18 protein-coding genes are annotated in these 19558 nt (G+C 61.1%); 17 read left to right on the top strand and 1 reads right to left on the bottom strand.

Annotated features, from left to right (window positions below):
- The first annotated feature begins 23 nt into the window (after positions 1-23).
- The 17 genes from JTP94_RS19680 to JTP94_RS19760 all read left to right on the top strand — a co-directional run bounded on the left by JTP94_RS19680 (position 24) and on the right by JTP94_RS19760 (position 19375).
- The gene (locus tag JTP94_RS19680) at positions 24-1367 is read left to right on the top strand and encodes an MFS transporter (RefSeq protein WP_409456617.1); all 1344 of its coding nucleotides are present in this window, start codon (positions 24-26) and stop codon (positions 1365-1367) included.
- A 106-nt stretch (positions 1368-1473) separates the two neighbouring features.
- On the top strand, positions 1474-3363 hold the full coding sequence (locus JTP94_RS19685; protein WP_204852128.1) for a bifunctional sugar phosphate isomerase/epimerase/4-hydroxyphenylpyruvate dioxygenase family protein: 1890 nt from the start codon (positions 1474-1476) through the stop codon (positions 3361-3363).
- An 83-nt stretch (positions 3364-3446) separates the two neighbouring features.
- Positions 3447-4118: a TetR family transcriptional regulator gene (locus JTP94_RS19690; RefSeq protein WP_204852129.1), complete on the top strand. Its 672-nt coding sequence runs from the start codon at positions 3447-3449 to the stop codon at positions 4116-4118.
- Between the two features lie 139 nt (positions 4119-4257).
- Entirely contained in the window at positions 4258-5127 is an 870-nt protein-coding gene (locus tag JTP94_RS19695) for a shikimate dehydrogenase (RefSeq protein WP_204852130.1), read from the top strand.
- Between the two features lie 182 nt (positions 5128-5309).
- Positions 5310-6020 (top strand): FadR/GntR family transcriptional regulator, encoded by a 711-nt coding sequence (locus JTP94_RS19700; protein WP_204852131.1) that lies wholly within the window; start codon positions 5310-5312, stop codon positions 6018-6020.
- 70 nt (positions 6021-6090) lie between these two features.
- Entirely contained in the window at positions 6091-7641 is a 1551-nt protein-coding gene (locus tag JTP94_RS19705; RefSeq protein ID WP_409456619.1) for an ABC transporter substrate-binding protein, read from the top strand.
- Between the two features lie 55 nt (positions 7642-7696).
- On the top strand, positions 7697-8656 hold the full coding sequence (locus tag JTP94_RS19710) for an ABC transporter permease (protein ID WP_204852133.1): 960 nt from the start codon (positions 7697-7699) through the stop codon (positions 8654-8656).
- A 3-nt stretch (positions 8657-8659) separates the two neighbouring features.
- A complete protein-coding gene (locus JTP94_RS19715) occupies positions 8660-9535 on the top strand; it encodes an ABC transporter permease (RefSeq protein ID WP_204852134.1) in 876 nt (291 codons plus the stop codon).
- A gap of 19 nt (positions 9536-9554) precedes the next feature.
- The gene (locus JTP94_RS19720) at positions 9555-10469 is read left to right on the top strand and encodes a dihydrodipicolinate synthase family protein (RefSeq protein WP_204852135.1); all 915 of its coding nucleotides are present in this window, start codon (positions 9555-9557) and stop codon (positions 10467-10469) included.
- Positions 10470-10474: 5 nt separating this feature from the next.
- A complete protein-coding gene (locus JTP94_RS19725) occupies positions 10475-11491 on the top strand; it encodes an ABC transporter ATP-binding protein (protein ID WP_204852347.1) in 1017 nt (338 codons plus the stop codon).
- The gene (locus tag JTP94_RS19730) at positions 11492-12445 is read left to right on the top strand and encodes an ABC transporter ATP-binding protein (RefSeq protein ID WP_204852136.1); all 954 of its coding nucleotides are present in this window, start codon (positions 11492-11494) and stop codon (positions 12443-12445) included.
- Positions 12446-12674: 229 nt separating this feature from the next.
- Positions 12675-13559, top strand: coding sequence for an AraC family transcriptional regulator (locus tag JTP94_RS19735; protein ID WP_204852137.1), 885 nt, complete (start codon positions 12675-12677; stop codon positions 13557-13559).
- Positions 13560-13761: 202 nt separating this feature from the next.
- The gene (locus JTP94_RS19740) at positions 13762-14841 is read left to right on the top strand and encodes a sugar ABC transporter substrate-binding protein (protein ID WP_204852138.1); all 1080 of its coding nucleotides are present in this window, start codon (positions 13762-13764) and stop codon (positions 14839-14841) included.
- Between the two features lie 81 nt (positions 14842-14922).
- Entirely contained in the window at positions 14923-15744 is an 822-nt protein-coding gene (locus tag JTP94_RS19745) for an ATP-binding cassette domain-containing protein (RefSeq protein ID WP_204852139.1), read from the top strand.
- Positions 15741-16991 carry a sugar ABC transporter permease gene (locus tag JTP94_RS19750; protein ID WP_204852140.1) on the top strand — a complete coding sequence of 417 codons (1251 nt, stop codon included), beginning with the start codon at positions 15741-15743 and terminating at the stop codon, positions 16989-16991. The genes JTP94_RS19745 and JTP94_RS19750 overlap by 4 nt, the downstream gene beginning before the upstream one ends.
- Before the next feature lie 24 nt (positions 16992-17015).
- Entirely contained in the window at positions 17016-17744 is a 729-nt protein-coding gene (locus JTP94_RS19755) for an SDR family oxidoreductase (protein ID WP_204852141.1), read from the top strand.
- On the top strand, positions 17744-19375 hold the full coding sequence (locus JTP94_RS19760) for an FGGY-family carbohydrate kinase (protein WP_204852142.1): 1632 nt from the start codon (positions 17744-17746) through the stop codon (positions 19373-19375). The genes JTP94_RS19755 and JTP94_RS19760 overlap by 1 nt, the downstream gene beginning before the upstream one ends.
- 43 nt (positions 19376-19418) lie before the next feature.
- Here JTP94_RS19760 and JTP94_RS35810 read toward each other — a convergent pair whose 3' ends face one another.
- The gene (locus tag JTP94_RS35810) at positions 19419-19550 is read right to left on the bottom strand and encodes a hypothetical protein (protein ID WP_271022465.1); all 132 of its coding nucleotides are present in this window, start codon (positions 19548-19550) and stop codon (positions 19419-19421) included.
- Positions 19551-19558 lie beyond the last annotated feature (8 nt).

The raw sequence follows: 19558 nt of genomic DNA on the forward strand, positions 1-19558 counted from the left end.
CGGAAATGTTCTGGGGAGGAACGATGATGAAAACACCAGTCGAACATAAAACGCCGAAGCGCGCCGCCTTGGCGAGCTGGCTTGGAAGTGCTGTCGAATATTACGATTTCTTCGTCTACGGGACGGCGGCGGCGCTGATCTTTCCAAAGATATTCTTCTCTGCGGAAGATCCGCAGACGGCGGCAATCGCCTCGTTCGCCACATTCGGCGTTGCCTATATCATGCGCCCGCTGGGTGCCGTTATCCTGGGTCATGTCGGCGACAAGTTCGGCCGCAAGAAGGTGCTCACCTTCACGCTGCTGCTCATGGGGTTTTCGACCTTCATCATCGGCTGCCTGCCGACCTATGATCAGGCCGGCATCCTGGCACCGATGCTTCTGGTTCTGGCACGTCTGCTGCAGGGCATCTCCGCCGCCGGCGAGCAGGCCGGAGCCAGCTCGATGACGCTTGAACATGCGCCTGAAAACCGGCGTGCTTTTTTCACCAGCTTCACGCTGAGTGGAACACAGGCCGGATTGATCCTTGCAACTCTGGTCTTCATACCGCTCGCGAGGCTTGATGAAGCCGCTCTCTTGTCATGGGGCTGGCGCATTCCCTTCTTCCTGAGCTTCGTCGTCGTCATCGTCGGTTTCTGGGTTCGCCGCACGCTGGCCGAGACGCCCGCTTTCCTTGAGGAGACAAAGAAGGGCGAGGTTGCCAAGCTGCCGCTGGTTTCCCTGATGGCGAATTACTGGGCTGATGTCCTGCGCATCATCTTTGCCGCGTTGATCTCTGTCGTCAGCACGATCTTCAGCGTCTTCACCCTGTCGTACGCAGTCAACACCATGCATATCGACCGCTCCACCATGCTGACCGTGCTGGTACTCGCCAATATCGTGGCGCTCGGCGCCATCCCTCTATGGGCGATCCTGGCCGACCGCATCGGCAGAAAGCCGATCTTCATCTTCGGCGCCGTCGGCTGCGCAATTCTGATCTGGCCCTATATCTGGGCGATCAGCCAGAACAACCTTCCGCTCGTCTTCGTCCTCGGCATTCTGCTCTCGGGCGTGGTCTACAGCGCCTCCAATGGCATCTGGCCGGCGCTCTATGCGGAAATGTTCGATACCCGCGTGCGTCTGTCCGGTATGGCGGTCGGTACCCAGATCGGCTTTGCGCTCGGCGGTTTCGCGCCGGCGATCAGTGCAGCCTTAATGGGCACCGGGCCGATGGGCTGGGTGCCGGTCGCAGCATTTACCTCGATCACCGCCCTCGTTGCCGCCGTCTCGGCGGCAACGGCGACGGAGACCTATCAGACACCGATCGACCAGCTCGGCAGGGATGGGCGCCGATACACGGCCACGGCGCCGCATGCCGACCGCGCCGTCTGAGCATGAACGGGTGCCGGTGCATTTGCGTCGGCACCTCATGGCAGCAGCGGGGGCACGCGATCGCGGATGAGTTTGTTGGAAATCGCCAAATGGATGGGATGACACAATGAAAACCTCGATCGCGACCGTTTCGATCAGCGGCGATCTCAAAGAGAAGCTTCACGCCATCGCCAAGGCCGGCTTCGACGGCGTCGAAATCTTCGAGAACGACTTCCTGGCCTTCGATGAATCGCCCCGTCAGGTCGGCCAGATAGTCAAGGATCATGGCTTGGAGATCACGCTCTTTCAGCCATTCCGCGATTTCGAGGGCATGCCAGAGCCGTTGCGCAGCCGCACTTTCGATAGAGCCGAGCGCAAATTCGATCTCATGCAGGAAATGGGCACCGACCTTGTGCTTGTTTGCTCGAACGTCTCTTCAGCGGCGCTCGGCGGCATCGATCGTGCGGCCGCCGACTTTTTCGAGCTCGGGGAGCGGGCGGCAAAGCGCGGTCTGCGCGTCGGATACGAGGCGCTTGCCTGGGGGCGGCATATTCATGATCACCGCGATGCCTGGGAAATCGTCCGCCGTGCCGATCATCCGAATATCGGCCTCATCCTCGATAGTTTCCATACGCTTTCGCGCAAGATCGACGTCAATTCGATCCGCTCGATCCCGAAGGAAAAGATCTTCATCATCCAGCTTGCCGATGCGCCGCTGATCGACATGGATCTTCTTTACTGGAGCCGTCATTTCCGCAATATGCCGGGCGAGGGCGATCTGCCCGTCCTTGATTTCATGAATGCGGTGGCGGCGACGGGCTATGATGGCTATCTCTCGCTGGAGATTTTCAACGACCAGTTCCGTGGCGGCTCGCCGGCGGCCATTGCCGTGGACGGCAGGCGCTCGCTTGTCTATCTGGGCGATCAGGTCCGCCGCGCTGTAAGCGACAGCAACCTGACGCTGGCGCCCATGCCGCCGCGCGCCGAGGTCGAGGGCGTGGCTTTCGTCGAATTCACCGTCGATGAAGCCGAGATATCAGCCCTTTCCGATCGATTGCGCGCGCTGGGCTTCCGGCATGTCGGCCGCCATAAAACCAAGCGCGTCGATGTTTTCAGGCAGAGAGGCATCAATCTGGTCGTCAACGCGGATCAAGGCGGATTTGCCGGCGCTTCCTATGCCCTGCACGGGCAATCGGCCTATGCGATGGGCCTATGGGTCGGCGACGCGCAGGCAGCCCTTGCGCGGGCTGAGGCGCTGGGCGCGGAGCGTTTCGAACAGTCGTTGGATCCCGGCGAGATCGAAATGCCTGCTATACGCGGTGTCGGCGGCGGTATCCTGTATTTCCTCGATCGTAAGAGTTCGCTCGGGCGGATCTGGGAGATCGAGTTCGACCCCGTCGAGGATAGTGCCGATTGGCAGCCGGTTGGCCTGACGGGCGTCGACCATGTCGCGCAGACCATGAAATATGAAGAACTGCTGACCTGGTTGCTGTTCTACACGGCGATACTCGATGCGCATAAGACGCCTATGGTCGACATCATCGACCCGGCGGGTGTCGTTCGAAGCCAGGTCGTCGAAAACGGGCCGGGCACGTTGCGCATCACGCTGAACGGTGCGGAAAACCGCAATACGCTGGCCGGCCATTTCATCGCCGAGACTTTCGGCTCGGGCATTCAGCATCTGGCCTTTGCGACCGACGACATCTTCGCGACGGCGACGGCCCTGTCGGCCAACGGTTTCACGACATTGGCGATCTCGCCGAATTACTACGATGATCTGGAAGCCAGATTCGGCCTCGACCCGGATTTCACCGAGCGCTTGAAGGCGCACAATATTCTCTACGATCGCGACGAGCATGGCGAATATTTCCAGCTCTACAGCCCGACCTATGGCGAAGGCTTCTTCTTCGAGATCGTCCAGCGCAGCGGCTATCGCGGCTATGGCGCGGCGAACGCCATCTTCCGCATCGCAGCGCTGAGGCGGCATCTGCGACCGATTGGTCTGCCGAAGCGTTAGGCTCTCCCCATTCGCGTTGAGGCTGTGTTAAAGCTTTGATCTTCAATGGCGGGCATCGACGAACCCAGGAAGACGAGCAAGGCATGACCAAAGCGCAAGCGGCCAAGATCGAGCGCCTCACGCGAAAGAATGATCCCGACGCGACCAAGGAAAATATTCTGAAGATCGCGACGGAAGAGTTTGTCGCTGCAGGTTTTTCCGGCGCCCGGGTTGACGAGATCGCCGAGCGCACCAAGACCTCCAAGCGCATGATCTATTATTATTTCGGCAGCAAGGAAGGGCTCTATCTCGCCGTTCTCGAGCAGGCCTATACCAAGATCCGCACGCTGGAGAGCGAACTCGATCTGCAAAACATGCCGCCCGTTCAGGCCATGGCCCAGCTGATCGAAAGCACCTTCGATCACGACGATCAGAATCCCGATTTCGTGCGCCTCGTCAGCATCGAAAACATTCATCGTGCTGAGCATATGAAACGTTCGGTCGTGCTATCGCAGATGAATATCGCCGTGATCGACATCATCACCGAGATCCTGGCGCGGGGCTATGCCGACGGCAGTTTTTCGCGCCGGGTGGACCCGGTCGATTTGCACATGATGATTAGCGCACAATGCTTTTTCCGCGTGTCCAACCGCCATACCTTCGGGGCGATCTTCGAACGCGACCTATCTTCCGATGAATTAAAGAATCGGCACAAGGCGTTGATAGTCGACGCAATCTTGGCTTTCTTAAAGACACCTTCCTCAGACATTACATGAGAATCTGAACCGCCGGAGGATATCGACCGGCGTTGCCCCGGAACAGGATTTCTGCGTTATTCATTGACTTTACGTACTAGTTCGTACATTTTGATTGCGAGCCGAGATATTGCTTTAACTCGCTGCTCGGGAGGATAGATTGAACACTCAGGCAGCCATCATTCCGCGTCAACTTCATGTCGGCCTGATCGGCGCGGGCATCAGTCGCTCGCTAACGCCGGCCATGCATATGCGCGAAGGCGGGCATTGCGGCCTTTCCTATCAATACGATCTGATCGATCTTGAGGCACGGGGGCTTTCCGTGTCGGATCTGCCAGCCTTGATCGACGAGGCCGAGGCGGCCGGTTTCGCCGGCCTAAATATCACGCATCCCTGCAAGCAGGCGGCCGTCGCACTGGTCGATGAACTGTCGCCGGATGCTGAGGCGCTGCGGTCGATCAATACGATCGTTTTTCGTGGTGGGCGCAGGATCGGGCACAATACGGATTGGTGGGGCTTTGCGGAAAGCTTTCGTCGCGGGCTGGGCGGTGTCTCGCTAGATCGTGTCGTGCAATTGGGAGCGGGCGGCGCCGGGGTTGCCGTCGCGCATGCGGTGGCGCAAATGGGCGGGCGCTCGATCGAGATCTTCGATCTGGACCCGTCCCGCGCGCAGGCGCTTACCGATCAGCTTCAGGCAGCTCATGCCACCTGTTCCTTCTCCGTCGGTCGCAATCTCGCTGAAGCCTTGAATGTGGCGAATGGCTTGGTGCACGCGACACCGACGGGCATGGGCGCCCATCCCGGTCTGCCGCTCGATGCCCATCTTGTTTCGGATCGCTTCTGGGTCGCGGAAATCGTCTATTTCCCCATCGAAACGGAATTGGTGAAACTTGCCCGACAGAAGGGATGCCGTGTTCTCGATGGCGGCGGTATGGCGGTGTTTCAGGCGGTCAAGGCCTTCGAATTGTTCACCGGCATTCGCCCCGATGTGGAGCGCATGATGCAGCATTTCGACTCGCTGCGCTCCTAGATCATCGAATAATCCCCTGAAACGAATGGCGTCTGAGATGCCGGGTTAACAGCCCGGCCTTTTTGTTTTGGAGGCGAATTCATGCAGGCGTTATCCGGCCTCTTTGCGCGCGTACCTATCCACTTGACGGATATCCTACAAGTTCATAGGATCAATGCCGATACCTCTGGGAGCCTCGTTTCATGGTCGGCAAAGTCATTCAGCCTCTGACGCGCGCGCCGTTGCTGCATGTCTCAGTGCAGGAGAGCCTGCGCAGCTACATTGCCGACAATAGTCTGGAACCGGGAACGCTGTTGCCGGCCGAAGCCGAGCTGGCGACGCAGCTCGGCGTCAGCCGCAATTCCCTGCGCGAAGGCATCAAGGCGCTCGAATCCCTCGGCGTGCTCGAGACGCGCCGCGGCATCGGCATCTTCGTCAAGGCATTTTCCTTCGGGCCGCTGCTGGACAATCTTGCCTATGGGCTCGGCAATGCGCTGCGCCACATGGAGGAGGTGCTGGAAATTCGCCGCACACTCGAAGTCGGCCTGATCGGCAAGACGCTTGAGATGATCGGGCCGGAGGATCTGGCCGAACTGCGCGCCACCGTCGACCGCATGCGGGTCCATGCCGAGCGCGGCGAACCCTTCGCCGAGGACGATCAGCTGTTTCATCGGCTGCTGTTTCGCTGCCAGGGCAACGAGACCTTCGTCCGCTTGATCGACGTGTTCTGGCTCGCCTTCAACAAGGCATCCAACTTCTTCGACCTCGACAATGCCGACCCCATGGCCACGTGGAGGGACCATGAGGCGATCGTCGATGCAGTCGAAGCGAGGAACTTGAAAGAGGTGCGTATGCGCCTCGACCGCCACTACGAGGGGATTTCGAGGGTAATAGCCAACAACAAGAAGGGTTAGCGACCCGAAATTAGGGAGGAGGACTATGATGAGGGAACTTTTTTGTCTGCCGGCAATCGCGCTGGGGGCGATGATGTCGATCACCGGTGTGCCCGTCTTAGGTGGTGTGGCCGCACCCGCAGCTGCCGCGACATTGTCTGGTGGATTCGATGTTGGCCCCGGCGGCTTTCAGGGCAATTTCAATCCGCTGGCTGCAACCGCCGGCTTAACCTGGCTGAGCACCTACCTCGAGCCGCTGGTCAGCTACGACGAGAAGCTGCAGAAGATCGTCGGCGTGCTTGCCGCCTCCTATGAGGTAAGCCCGGATCAGCTGACCTACACGTTCAAGCTTGCCGATGCCACGTGGCACGACGGCAAGCCCTTCACGGCCAAGGACGCCAAATTCACCATCGAGCTTGCTGCCAATGCCAAGACGGGTTCGATCTTTGCAGCTCGCCTGAAGGTTTTGTCCGCGATCGAGATGCCTGACGATCATACCCTGGTCATCAAGCTTTCCGCTCCCTCCGCCAGTCTCCTGGACACGCTGACAAAGATAATGGTGCTGCCGGAGCATGCGCTTGCGGCTGTACCCGCCGATCAGCTTGCGAAAAGCACCTGGTGGTCGACCTCGCCGATTGGGACGGGTCCGTTCAAATTCGTCAAATATGTGCAGGATCAATATGTCGAGTTGACCGCCAATCCGGATTACCGCGGCGGCAAGCCCGTCCTCGATCGTTTGATCAATCGCTATTTCGCCAATCCTGCTTCGGCGATCTCGGCGCTGCGCGCCGGCGAAATCCAGTTCACCTACATCGATTCCAACGATGTGCCGACCTTCAAGGACGATAAATCCTTCCGGGTGATCGAGGGAGCTTCCTTCGTCGTCAACTATCTCGGCTTCAACCAGGACTCGCCGCTCTGGAAGGATCTCCGTGTCCGCCAGGCCGTCATGTATGCCATCAACCGCGATGCGATCATCAAGAGCCTTTATGGCGGCGCGGCAAAGCAGGCCAATTGCGCCTATGTGGCAGGTCAGCTGGTTCCGCAAGGTATCGAGGCCTATCCCTACGATCCCGCCAAAGCCAAGCAGCTGTTGGATGAGGCCGGGTGGGGCAAGATCAACGGCGACAAGCCGATCACCTTGCTGACTTATTACAACACCCCGCTTACCACAAACATCCTGGCGGCGATGCAGGCGATGCTCGCGCAGGTCGGGATCAATGTGGTCCCGCGCGCGGTCGATGCGCCAACCTATAACGGTCTGGTGCTCAAGCCTGACGCCGACGCATCGCAGTTCCCGCTTGTCTATGCCGGTTTGCAGAATGGCCCGGATCCGAGCAACATCAATACCGGCCTCAATGAAAAACAGATACCGCCGGCCGGCGCCAATGTCGTGCGTGCCCGCATGCCGGATCTGACCAAAGCACTCGACGCCGCCATTGCCGAGACGGACGCCGCCAAGCGCGACCAGCGCTATCAGGATGTCTGCAAGGTCATGAACAAGAATCTGCCCTGGGCGACCATGTGGGTGGCGAACCGCTATGGCGTCGTTTCATCGAAGGTGAAGGACTTCATCTGGACGCCCGCGCCCGGCGGCGGTCCGTATGTGGCCCATCCGGAAGCGTGGAAGCTCTCCGAATAGGCTTACGGCCGGTCGCGGGCTGCGGCCGGCTCATTCTTTCAAGCGCGGATTCGATATGCTTCGTTACTGTCTCAAGCGTCTGGCGATCGGTATCGGCATGCTCATTGCGCTGAGCATGCTGGTCTTCGTGCTGCTGCGGCTGACACCGGGTGATCCGATCGACGCCTATATCGACCCGAGCGCGCCGCTGTCTCCGGCCGCCATGGCCGATTTGCGCAGCCGGCTGGGGCTGGATCAGCCCCTACCGCTGCAATATATCGGGTGGCTGCAGCAGGCCTTGCATGGCAATTTCGGCTATTCGATCAAGCGGCTGGATCAGCCGGTGTTGACGCTGGTGCTGTCGCGCATCGGGCCGACAGTCCTGCTGATGGGCTCCGCCTTGATCATGGCGATCGTCGCCGGCATTGCCGCCGGCGTTGTCGGCGCCGTTAGGCGCAATTCCGTCACGGACGTCTCGCTCTCCGTGTTGGCACTGGCCGGCATATCGAGCCCGGCCTTCCTGAGCGCGCTTCTCGGCCTCTATATCTTTGCCGTGCGTCTCGGCTGGTTGCCGTCCGGCGGCATGCTGACGCCGGGCGAGGATTTCTCTCTCGGCGACCTGCTTCGGCATCTCATCTTGCCGTCGGCACTCCTAGCCATAGCTCAGGCGGCATTGATCATGCGCTACATGCGCGCCTCGCTTCTCGAAGTCCTCAATCAGGATTATGTGCGCACCGCGCGCGCTAAGGGCGTGATCGAGTTCTGGGTGATCGTCAAGCATGCGCTGCGCAACGCTTTGCTGCCTATTGTTACCGTCATCGGCTCGACCATCGGGCTTGCCATCGGCGGGGCGATCTTCATCGAGAGCGTCTTCAACTGGCCCGGCATGGGCCTGCTGCTCGTCGATGCAGTCACGACCAGAGACTATCCCGTCATCATGGGGGCAACTTTGGTCATCGGCGCCTGCGTTATCGTCGTCAATCTCCTGACCGACATCGCCTATGCGGTGATCGATCCGCGCATCAAGGTGAGCTGAGCGATGCTGGCGCGGACCGAACGACCAAGTCCCGGCCCGCTGGCTCGCGCATTCGACCGTTTCAGGCTGAACGGTGCGGCCCTGTTTGGCGTCTGCATCGCCGTGCCGATGCTGGTGCTCATTCTGTCTTATCCGCTGTGGTGGCGGTTCCAGCCCAATGATATCGACCTTCTGGCGATGAACGCCGCACCCAATGCGACGCATTGGTTCGGAACTGATGGCGTCGGGCGCGATGTCTTTGCGAGAGTCCTCGAAGGCGGTCGTATTTCGCTGATGGTGGCTGCCGGCTCCACCTTGATCTCGGCATTGATCGGCTTCCTGTTCGGTTCCATTTCGGCCTTTGCGGGGCGTTGGGCGGATGCACTCAGCATGCGCTTCGTCGATCTGGTCATGACCCTGCCGCCGGTGATCTTCCTGCTGGTGCTGGCCTCCATCACCGGCACCGGTATCCTGCCGACGATCATAGTCATATCGCTGCTTTCCTGGCCACTGCTTGCGCGCATGGTGCGCTCAAGGCTGCTCGAATTGCGCGAGCGCGATTTCGTGACGGCCGCGCGCGGCATGGGAGCCGGGTTGCCCCATCTGTTGTTGCGCCACGGTATGCCGAACTGCATCGACATTCTGGTAGTTTACGCGACGACGCAGGTCGCCAATGCGATCCTGCTGGAGGCAGGGCTCTCCTTCCTCGGGCTTGGCATCGCGCCGCCCGCGGCAAGCTGGGGCAACATGCTGAATGCCGCCCGCTCCACCGCGGTCCTCGAACAATATCCCTGGCAATGGCTGTTTCCCGGCGCCGCGCTGGTTCTTGCCGTCCTTGCCATCAATTTCATCGGCGACGGATTGAGGGATGCCTTCGATCCGCGCGCCGAGCTTCATTAAACCAGGAAAGAAAGAGACAATGAGCAAATTCAAGGGTGTGGTGCCCCCCGTCGTAACGCCGCTGAACCCGGATTTTACGGTGGACTATAAATCCTATACGCGGGTGCTGGAGCACCTGATCGAGGCCGGCTGCCATGGCGTCTTCGTGCTGGGCTCGACGAGCGAAGTCGTCTTCCATGACGAGAAGACACGGCGCGAGATCATCGAACATTCGGCCAAGGTTGTGAATGGCCGCGTTCCGCTGCTGGTCGGCACTATCGACGCGACCACCGACCGCGTGATCGCCCATTCGCAGATCGCCAGGGCCGCCGGGGCAGACGCCGTCGTCGTCACCGCGCCATTCTACACGGTTACCAGCCAATCCGAGATCCTCGACCACTTCCGCTATATTCGCGACGCTGTCGATGTTCCGCTTGTGGCCTATGACATTCCCGTCTGCGTGCATGTGAAGCTGCAGCGCCAGACGGTGGTGACGCTTGCCAAGGAAGGCACCATCATCGGGCTGAAGGATTCCAGCGGCGATGATGGCAATTTCCGCTACGCGCTGCTCGATCTCGCCGACAATAAGGATATTTTCCTGATGACCGGGTCCGAGATCGTCGTCGACAATGCCCTCTTGATGGGCGCGCATGGCGTGGTTCCCGGTATCGCCAATGTCGATCCGCATGGCTATGTCCGCCTCTGGGATGCGGCACAGCGCGGCGATTGGGTTGCGGCACGCCGTGAGCAGGAGCGGCTTTGCCGTCTGTTCGAGATCGTCTGGGTGGCGCAGGGCCGCGTCAGCGGCGGCGCGTCCGGCATCGGCGCTTTCAAGGCAGCCATGAAAAGTCTCGGTATCATCGATACCGCCATCATGCCGCGTCCGCGTGCAGCGCTCAATGCGGAGGAGACGGCCAGGATCGATGGCATCCTGCGAGAAACGGGGCTGCTGTAGACATGATGACGCCGGCCACCGAACCCGTTCTCGACATCAGGGGGCTGAGGACCGTCTTCCGCACCCGTGGCGGCGAGTTGACGGCGGTGCGGGATATCGACCTCACCATCGAGGCGGGTGAGACGTTGGCATTGGTCGGGGAATCCGGTTCAGGCAAGTCGGTCACCAGTCTTTCAGTCATGCGGCTGCTGACGCGCAATGTCGGCGTCGTTGCCGCCGGCAGTATCAGGTTGCGGGACAAGCAAGGCGTCGTCAGCGATCTCGCTACGCTCGACGACAGGCATATGCGCGCGATACGCGGCGATGATATCGGCATGGTGTTTCAGGAGCCGATGTCGAGCCTCAATCCGGTGCTGACCATCGGCGACCAGATCGCCGAGCCGATCCGTATCCACCGCAAGGCCGACCGACGCACGGCGATGCGCGAGGCGGTCGCGCTGTTGGAGAGCGTTGGCATCCCCGATGCGGAGCGGCGGGTGCGGCAATATCCGCATGAGCTTTCCGGCGGCATGCGACAGCGGGCAACGATCGCCATGGCGCTCGCCTGCGACCCGGTGCTGCTGATCGCGGACGAGCCGACGACGGCTCTCGACGTCACGATCCAGGCGCAGATCCTTGAACTCATGCAGCGGCTGCAACGGGAGCGCGGCATGGCGATCCTTTTCGTCACCCACAATCTCGGTGTGGTGGCCGAGATCGCCCATCGCGTCGCCGTCATGTATGCCGGCCGGATTGTCGAGGAAGGACCGGTCGGAACAGTGTTTCGCGATCCAAGGCATCCTTATACGCAGGGCCTGCTTGCCTCCATGCCACGCCTCGGCGAGGCAACGCGGATGCGGCAAGCCGGCGAACAGCTGGTCGCCATTCCCGGCGTCGTGCCGGCGCTGACGAGGATGCCCCCGGGCTGCGCCTTCGCGCCGCGCTGTCCCCACGCCATCGCCGCCTGCGCCGAAGCTGTGCCGGCTCTGGAGACTGTTGGTGCCGGGCATGCGAGCCGCTGTATCCGCTGGCGGGAGATCTAGATGACCGAACCGCTTCTTTCCGTGCAAGGCCTTGCCAAGGACTATGTCTCCCGTGGCGCAAAGCTTGCCATCCTTCGCGATATTTCCTTCGATATCGGCAGGGGCGAGGTCGTTGGATTGGTGGGCGAATCCGGCAGCGGCAAGACGACGATAGGGCGCTCCGTCCTCAGGCTCGTCGAGCCGACGGCCGGCAGCGTGCGTTTCGATGGCACCGAGATGACCGGTCTCAGCGCGGGAGCGTTGCGGCGCATACGGCCGCGCATGCAGTATATTTTTCAGGATCCCTTCGCCAGCCTGTCGCCGCGGATGACCATCGGCGAAATCCTGACGGAAGGCCTGAAGATACAGCGCCTCGGCAATCGCCTGGATCGGCTCGACAGGGCGCGGGCAGCACTTGAGCAGGTGGATCTGCCGGCAGAGGCGATCAATCGCTATGCGCATGAGTTTTCCGGCGGTCAGCGACAGAGGATAGGCATCGCACGCGCGCTTGCGCTCGGGCCGGAGTTTCTCGTGGCCGACGAACCCGTCTCGGCGCTGGATGTCTCCATTCAGGCGCAGGTCATCAATCTGCTGCGTAGCCTGCAGCAACGGCTTGGCCTGACCATGCTGTTCATCTCGCATGATCTCGCCGTTGTTGAATATATCTGCGATCGCGTGATTGTGCTTTATCTCGGCCGCATCATGGAGATCGCTGCAAGCGCCGATCTCTACGCCGGCCCCAGCCATCCCTACACGCGCGCACTGCTATCGGCCATTCCGTCCCCCGATCCGGATGCTCGGCGTGACCGCCAGATTCTAAAGGGCGACATTCCAAGCCCGGCAAATCCGCCCAGCGGCTGCGTCTTCCGCACGCGCTGCCCGCATGCTCTCGACGCCTGTGCAGCAACAGTGCCGGAGTTACGTGAAATCGCGCCGGGACAATTCAAGGCGTGCATCCGCGACGATCTGGATTGAAGTCGTTTCATAATATCGCCGCGCCCTTCGCGCTGCAGTTGGTCATACCGCACTGCACATTTGACCAAAGAAGGGGCCGTTCATGTCAAAAAAGTATCGGCCGAGCGTTCAGGGCGTAGTAGCGTGCGGCGAATACGAGGCGTAGATTCAACCCATAGAAGACGCGATGGCCTCTGGGAGGAGGCGCCGCAACCGGATTGAGCACGGGCGGGCGAAAGGAGGCTGGCTGATGAACCCCGATTTGGAAGTTGTTGCGATCGGCAGTGGCGAGTCCTTCAAGGCCTGGGAGCATGGCTATCCCTACCGCACGGTCCGCTGGCATTTTCATCCCGAATACGAAATCCATCATGTCGTGGCGACCACCGGCCAATATTTCATCGGTGACTTCATCGGCGAGTTCGAACCGGGCAATCTGATCCTGACCGGGCCAAACCTGCCGCATAACTGGGTAAGCAATGTCCCGGCCGGTGTGACGCTTCCCTTGCGCTGCCGTGTCCTGCAATTTTCCGAATCCTTCTTTGCCGATGCCAGCAAGATTTTTCCGGAATTGTCGGCCTGCGCCGACATATTGGAAACCAGCCGCCGTGGTGCGCTTTTCACGCCCGAGACCGCCGCTATCGTCGGCCCTATCCTCGGCGAGTTGGTCCAGGCATCAGGCATTCGACGTATCGAGCTTTTCATGAACATTCTCGACGCGATGAGCAGCGCGCAGGGCACCCGCTCGCTTGCCAGCGCCGGCTATCAGCCGGATCCTTCCGGCTTCATGTCGGCGGGTGTCAATCAGGCGCTGTCTTATATCAATGCGCATCTGACCGAACCATTTAGTGAATGCGATCTGGCTGAGCTGACCGGCCAGAGCCCGAGCGCCTTTTCGCGCAGCTTTCGCCGCCACACCGGCATGGCGCTGGTGCAATATGTCAACCGGCTGCGGGTCAACTTTGCCTGCCATCTGCTGATGAGCAACGCCGACATGTCGATCACCGACATCTGCTTTGCCGCCGGCTTCAACAATATCTCGAATTTCAATCGCCGTTTTCTGGATCAGAAGGGCATGGCGCCCTCGCGGTTCAGATCACTATTGGCACAGCATGCGCGCGCGGTGGAGGCCGCCTAACCAAGGGGAGGACAGGGAGGAGAGACAACAATTCAGGCCAAGCGAGCGGGCACCTCTGTCGCCCGAAGGAGAACGCTTGTCCGAAAAATAGCCGCCGCCTCGGTCGGATGATCGTCGCCGGTGGACGTCAAACAAGAGCATCGCGTGCGTAGGGCCGCGATGATCGAGGGAAACCATTACCATTTGGAACGGAGAAATTCCAATGAACCATTTCGCACTGAAAATCGCTGGCGCAGCCGCGCTCGGCCTTCTGAGCGGCACGTCCGCATTCGCGCAATCCGCCAAGGTGACCGACGCAACCGTCGCCTTCCTGATGCCCGACCAGAGTTCGACGCGTTACGAAGAGCATGACTTCCCGGGCTTCCAGGCGGAGATGAAGAAGCTCTGCGCCGGCTGCAAGGTCATCTACCAGAATGCCAATGGCGATGCTTCGCGCCAGCAGCAGCAGTTCAACTCGGCGATTTCGCAGGGTGCCAAGGCGATCGTGCTCGACCCGGTCGATTCCACCGCCGCGGCCTCGCTGGTCAAGATGGCGCAGAGCCAGGGCGTTCGCGTCATCGCTTATGACCGCCCGATCCCGTCGACCCCTGCCGATTACTATGTGTCCTTCAACAACGAAGAGATCGGCAAGATGATCGCGAAATCGCTCGTCGATCACCTGAAGGCCAAGAATGTCAAACCCGGTGACGGCGGCCTGCTCGAGATCAACGGCTCGCCGACCGATGCTGCGGCCGGCCTGATCAAGAAGGGCATTCATGCCGGTCTCGCCGAGGGCGGCTATCCGGTCCTTGCGGAATTCGACACGCCGGAATGGGCGCCGCCGAAGGCACAGCAATGGGCAAGCGGCCAGATCACCCGCTTCGGCAAGAAGATCCTCGGCGTGGTTGCCGCGAATGACGGTACCGGCGGCGCTGCCGTGGCGGCCTTCAAGGCGGCGGGTTTCGATCCGGTGCCACCGGTCACGGGCAATGACGCCACCATCGCCGGCCTGCAGCTCATCATTTCCGGCGATCAGTACAACACGATCTCCAAGCCAAGTGAGATCGTCGCCGCGGCTGCCGCCAATGTCGCGATTGAATTACTCTCCGGCACGACGCCGAAGGCGGACACGAAGCTCTTTGATACGCCGACGAAGCTCTTCACGCCGGCGCTGGTTACGGCTGACAATCTCAAGGCCGAGATTATCGACAAGGCCGTCAACGGCAAGCCGATCCAGACGCCCGATCAGCTCTGCACCGATCGCTACGCCGACGGCTGCAAGAAGCTCGGTATCGGCAGCTGATTACGGCCATCGATATGCTCCGGCCGCTTCGGCGGCCGGAAATGAACCGACCTTCATTGCAAACCGAGAGAGTGGCGAAACATGATTGACGCTTCCGATCAAAGAGCCCCGACAGGCGAGCCGGTGCTAAGCCTGCAAGGTGTCTCCAAACATTTCGGCGCCGTCTCGGCACTGACGGATATCAACCTCGATGTGCATGCCGGCGAAGTCGTAGCGCTTGTCGGAGACAACGGCGCGGGCAAATCGACGCTCGTCAAGATCCTTGCCGGCGTTCACCAGCCGAGCGCCGGCACGATCACATTCGCAGGCAAGCCAGTCACGCTCAGCGATCCGTCCTCCGCGCTCGATCTCGGCATCGCTACCGTCTTCCAGGATCTTGCACTGTGCGAGAACCTCGATGTGGTTGCGAACATCTTCCTCGGCCGAGAGCTCAGCCCGCTGAAGCTCGACGAAACCGCAATGGAAGTGCGCGCCTGGACGCTGCTGAACGAGCTTGCGGCGCGCATCCCGAGCGTGCGCATTCCGATCGCATCGCTCTCCGGCGGACAGCGGCAGACGGTGGCGATCGCCCGCTCGCTGCTCCTCGAACCGAAGCTTATCATGCTGGACGAACCCACAGCCGCACTTGGCGTGGCGCAGACCGCAGAAGTGCTGAACCTCATCGAACGCGTCCGCGACAAGGGGCTCGGCGTGATCATGATCAGCCACAACATGGAGGATGTGCGCGCCGTGGCCGACCGTATCGTCGTGCTGCGCCTCGGCCGCAACAACGGGATCTTCTATCCCGACACCTCGAACCAGGAACTTGTCAGCGCCATCACCGGTGCCACAGAAAACGCTGTGTCGCGGCGCGCCGGGCGACGTCAGGCCCAACAGGAACAAAGAGAAGGGGGCCAGATATGAACCAGGACACGAAGCAGCCGACCGTGTTGCTCGACCGCAGCGACGTTCGCGTCAGCCATGAAACGGGCATTGCCGCGACGATCCGTTCGTCCATCGACAAGGTTCGGTCAGGCGATCTCGGCTCCCTGCCTGTTGTCGTCGGCCTCGTCATCATCTGGACGGTGTTCGGCACGCTCAACCCGACATTCCTTTCCAGCAACAATCTCGCCAATCTGCTGTTCGATGCGTCGACGGTCGGCATTATCTCGCTCGGCATCGTCTGCGTGCTGATGGTGGGCGAGATCGATCTTTCGGTGGGCTCGATCAGCGGCTTCGCCTCGGCCATGGTCGGCATGCTCTGGGTCAATGAAGGCTGGCCGGTGGTACTGGCCATCCTGGCCGCGCTTGTCTTCGGCGGCGTGATCGGCACGATCTACGCTTTGCTCTTCAACCGTTTGGGCATGCCGAGCTTCGTTTCGACGCTGGCGGGATTGCTTGCCGTGCTGGGCATGCAGCTCTATTTGCTCGGCGCCACCGGCTCCATCAATCTGCCCTATGGTTCGGCGATCGTGAACTTCGGCCAGCTCCTGGTTATTCCGCGTCCGCTCGCCTATGTGTTTGCGCTCATCCCCGGCGTGGTGATGCTGTTTGCCGGCTTCGCCGTGGTTCGGCGCCGCAAGCAGGCGAACCTGTCGGCTCCTTCCATCGGCGGCCTCGTTGCGAAAGCCGTCGCCATCACGGTGGCTCTGGAATTCGTCGCCTTCTACCTCAATCAGGATCGCGGCATTCCGTGGATGTTCGCCCTGTTCGTGGTGCTGGTCATCATCATGGATTACGCGCTGACGCGCACGCAATGGGGCCGGTCGATGTCAGCGGTCGGCGGCAACCGGGAGGCTGCGCGGCGTGCCGGCATCAATGTGCGGATGATCTATACCAGCGCCTTCGTTCTCTGCGCCATGTTTGCGGCCCTTGGCGGTGTGCTGGCGGCAGCCCGTTTGGCGTCGGCCAGCCAGCAAGCCGGTACCGGCGACGTTAACCTGAATGCGATCGCCGCAGCCGTCATCGGCGGCACCAGCCTCTTTGGCGGCCGCGGCAATGCCTATTCGGCATTGCTTGGCATCATCGTCATCCAGTCAATCGCGAGCGGCCTGACGATGCTCGATCTGTCGTCGGCGCTTCGCTACATGATCACCGGCGCAGTTCTTGCCATCGCTGTTATCGTCGACTCGCTGGCTCGCCGTTCCCGCGCCTCGCATGGGCGTGGCTGATTTCATCACAAGGTAAGGATTGATATGAGACAGGATTTTGCCGGTAAAGTCGCCGCCATCACCGGGGCCGCCTCCGGGATCGGGCTGGAATGCGCCAAATCGCTTTTGAACGAGGGCGCCAGCGTCGCCCTCATCGACAGGGCCGAGGATAGTCTGAAAAGCCTCTGCGCCGACCTGGGGCCGAATGCCCATCCCGTCGTCATCGACCTCCTCAATCCCGCGAGTGTCGCCACCATGATGCCGCAGATCCTGGAGAAATTTGGCAATCTCGATATCTTCCACGCCAATGCCGGCTCCTATATTGGCGGTGAGGTCGTGGATGGTGATCCCGATGCCTGGGATCGGATGCTGGATCTCAACATCAACGCGGCCTTCCGTTCCGTCCGGATGGTGCTGCCGCACATGGTCGAGCGGAAGACCGGCGATATCATCATGACCAGCTCCATTGCCGGTCTGGTGCCGGTGGTCTGGGAGCCGATCTATACTGCCTCGAAACATGCCGTTCAGGCATTCGTCCATACCGTGCGCCGCCAAGTCGCCAAGCATGGCATCCGCGTCGGCGCAGTCGCGCCAGGGCCGGTGGTGACCGCGCTCATCAGCGATTGGCCGAAGGCGAAACTGGACGAGACGATCGCCGCCGGCGGCCTCATGGAAGCGACTGAAGTCGCGGAAGCCGTCCTCTTCATGCTATCGAGGCCACGCAACATTGTCATTCGGGATCTGGTGATCCTGCCTTTGAGTACGGATCTCTGATGACGGCACCTTATTTCATCGGCATCGACGTCGGAACCGGCAGCGCCCGCGCCGGCGTCTTCGATGCGCGGGGACACCTGCTTGCCTCGGCCAAACGCCAGATCACCATCTGGCACGAGGCCGGCAGCATTGTCGAGCAGTCCAGCGAGCAGATCTGGAAGGCCGTTTGTGACAGCGTCAAGGAAGCTGTCACGACGGCTGGAATAGTGGCGTCCGCTATCGCCGGCGTCGGCTTCGATGCGACCTGCTCGCTGGTGGCGGTCAAGGCGGATGGCGCGCCAGTCGCCGTCGGCCCGTCCGGCGATCCGGATCGTAATATCATCGTCTGGATGGACCATCGCGCCGCCGGCGAGGCTGCCGAAATCAATGCCGGCGACCACTCCGTGCTGCGCTATGTCGGCGGCCGGATCTCGCCTGAGATGGAGACGCCGAAGCTCCTCTGGCTCAAGCGCAACCTGCCGCAGTCCTTTGCCGCAGCCGATCATTTCTTCGATCTCGCCGACTATCTGACCTGGCGCGCGACGGGCTCGCTGAAGAGATCGGTCTGCACGGTTACCTGCAAATGGACCTATCTCGCACATGAAAAGCGCTGGGATGCCCAATATTTCAGGGATATCGGTCTCGGAGAGTTGGCTGACGGAGGCTTTGCAAGAATAGGCACTGAAATCGTCGAGCCCGGCACTGCCTTGGGCGACGGGCTGAGCAACGCTGCTGCGCGCGATCTGGGTCTTGCAGTTGGCACGCCCGTCGGCGCATCGCTGATCGACGCCCATGCCGGCGGCGTCGGCACTTTGGGTGGCCAAGACGCCGAGGGGAATGCCGATATCAGCAACAGGCTTGCTTACATCTTCGGCACATCAGCCTGCTCGATGGCCTCAAGCGAGGCGGCGGTTTTCGTCGATGGCGTCTGGGGACCCTATCATTCGGCCATGGTGCCCGGCCTGTGGTTGACGGAAGGCGGGCAATCGGCGGCTGGAGCCGCCATCGATCACCTCGTTACCATGCATCCTGCAGCTGACGAAGCGCGGGCGAAGGCCGAGGCGGAGGGCCTGTCGCTGGTCGCCTGGCTCGACCGTCAGGCAGGCGAAGCCTGCAAGAATGCGTCCGACGCAGTCGTGCTCGCCAAATCCATACAGGTGGTGCCCGAATTCCTCGGCAACCGCTCGCCCTTCGCTGATCCTGACGCGCGTGCCGTCATTTCGGGTCTGGCGTTGGAGACCGGCATCGACGATTTGGTCGCGCTTTACGTCGCCGGCCTTTGTGGTATCGGCTACGGCCTGCGGCAGCTGCTCGATAAGCTGGCGCAGGATGGCATCGTCTGCAATCTCATCGTTGCGAGCGGCGGTGCTGCCCAGAGCGGCCTTGTGCGCCAGCTTCTGGCCGATACGGCCAATATGCCTGTCGCGGTTGCCGACACTGAGGAGCCGGTTCTTCTCGGGGCGGCCATGTTGGGCGCCACGGCCCACGGGCATTATGGCTCGCTCGCGGAAGCGATGGCGGCCATGTCGCGGCTGGCGAAACTGTTCGCGCCGGCGGACGGCGCCATCAAGGTGCTGCACGAACGTCGCTATGCCGCATTCGAACTGCTGCAATCGGCTGATCGAAGCATCCGCTCGCTGATGGCGCCCTAGACGCCACCGCGGATGACGAGTCATCCGCGGTGGCCGAGATCAGTTAGGAATCTCCAGCACGAGCTTTTTGGGAATGGAGGTCGCGCCTGTCGGGGCGGCTGCCACCGATGGCATCGGTTCTCGCCATCAGGCCTTCGAGGATGGTTCGCAATGCCTTCATCAGCAATTCCTGCATTTGACTTC

Origin of the sequence: Martinezella lusitana (genome assembly GCF_016901135.1) — a bacterium.
Lineage (GTDB): Bacteria > Pseudomonadota > Alphaproteobacteria > Rhizobiales > Rhizobiaceae > Rhizobium > Rhizobium lusitanum_D.

Excerpts from the sequence above, each read along its gene's own strand:
- JTP94_RS35810 (WP_271022465.1), bottom strand. The coding sequence starts at position 19,550 with ATGCAGGAATTGCTGATGAAGGCATTGCGAACCATCCTCGAAGGCCTG.
- JTP94_RS19710 (WP_204852133.1), top strand. The coding sequence starts at position 7,697 with ATGCTTCGTTACTGTCTCAAGCGTCTGGCGATCGGTATCGGCATGCTC.
- JTP94_RS19755 (WP_204852141.1), top strand. The coding sequence starts at position 17,016 with ATGAGACAGGATTTTGCCGGTAAAGTCGCCGCCATCACCGGGGCCGCC.
- JTP94_RS19740 (WP_204852138.1), top strand. The coding sequence starts at position 13,762 with ATGAACCATTTCGCACTGAAAATCGCTGGCGCAGCCGCGCTCGGCCTT.
- JTP94_RS19705 (WP_409456619.1), top strand. The coding sequence starts at position 6,091 with ATGATGTCGATCACCGGTGTGCCCGTCTTAGGTGGTGTGGCCGCACCC.
- JTP94_RS19720 (WP_204852135.1), top strand. The coding sequence starts at position 9,555 with ATGAGCAAATTCAAGGGTGTGGTGCCCCCCGTCGTAACGCCGCTGAAC.
- JTP94_RS19715 (WP_204852134.1), top strand. The coding sequence starts at position 8,660 with ATGCTGGCGCGGACCGAACGACCAAGTCCCGGCCCGCTGGCTCGCGCA.
- JTP94_RS19685 (WP_204852128.1), top strand. The coding sequence starts at position 1,474 with ATGAAAACCTCGATCGCGACCGTTTCGATCAGCGGCGATCTCAAAGAG.
- JTP94_RS19760 (WP_204852142.1), top strand. The coding sequence starts at position 17,744 with ATGACGGCACCTTATTTCATCGGCATCGACGTCGGAACCGGCAGCGCC.
- JTP94_RS19750 (WP_204852140.1), top strand. The coding sequence starts at position 15,741 with ATGAACCAGGACACGAAGCAGCCGACCGTGTTGCTCGACCGCAGCGAC.
- JTP94_RS19730 (WP_204852136.1), top strand. The coding sequence starts at position 11,492 with ATGACCGAACCGCTTCTTTCCGTGCAAGGCCTTGCCAAGGACTATGTC.
- JTP94_RS19690 (WP_204852129.1), top strand. The coding sequence starts at position 3,447 with ATGACCAAAGCGCAAGCGGCCAAGATCGAGCGCCTCACGCGAAAGAAT.
- JTP94_RS19735 (WP_204852137.1), top strand. The coding sequence starts at position 12,675 with ATGAACCCCGATTTGGAAGTTGTTGCGATCGGCAGTGGCGAGTCCTTC.
- JTP94_RS19680 (WP_409456617.1), top strand. The coding sequence starts at position 24 with ATGATGAAAACACCAGTCGAACATAAAACGCCGAAGCGCGCCGCCTTG.
- JTP94_RS19700 (WP_204852131.1), top strand. The coding sequence starts at position 5,310 with ATGGTCGGCAAAGTCATTCAGCCTCTGACGCGCGCGCCGTTGCTGCAT.
- JTP94_RS19745 (WP_204852139.1), top strand. The coding sequence starts at position 14,923 with ATGATTGACGCTTCCGATCAAAGAGCCCCGACAGGCGAGCCGGTGCTA.
- JTP94_RS19725 (WP_204852347.1), top strand. The coding sequence starts at position 10,475 with ATGACGCCGGCCACCGAACCCGTTCTCGACATCAGGGGGCTGAGGACC.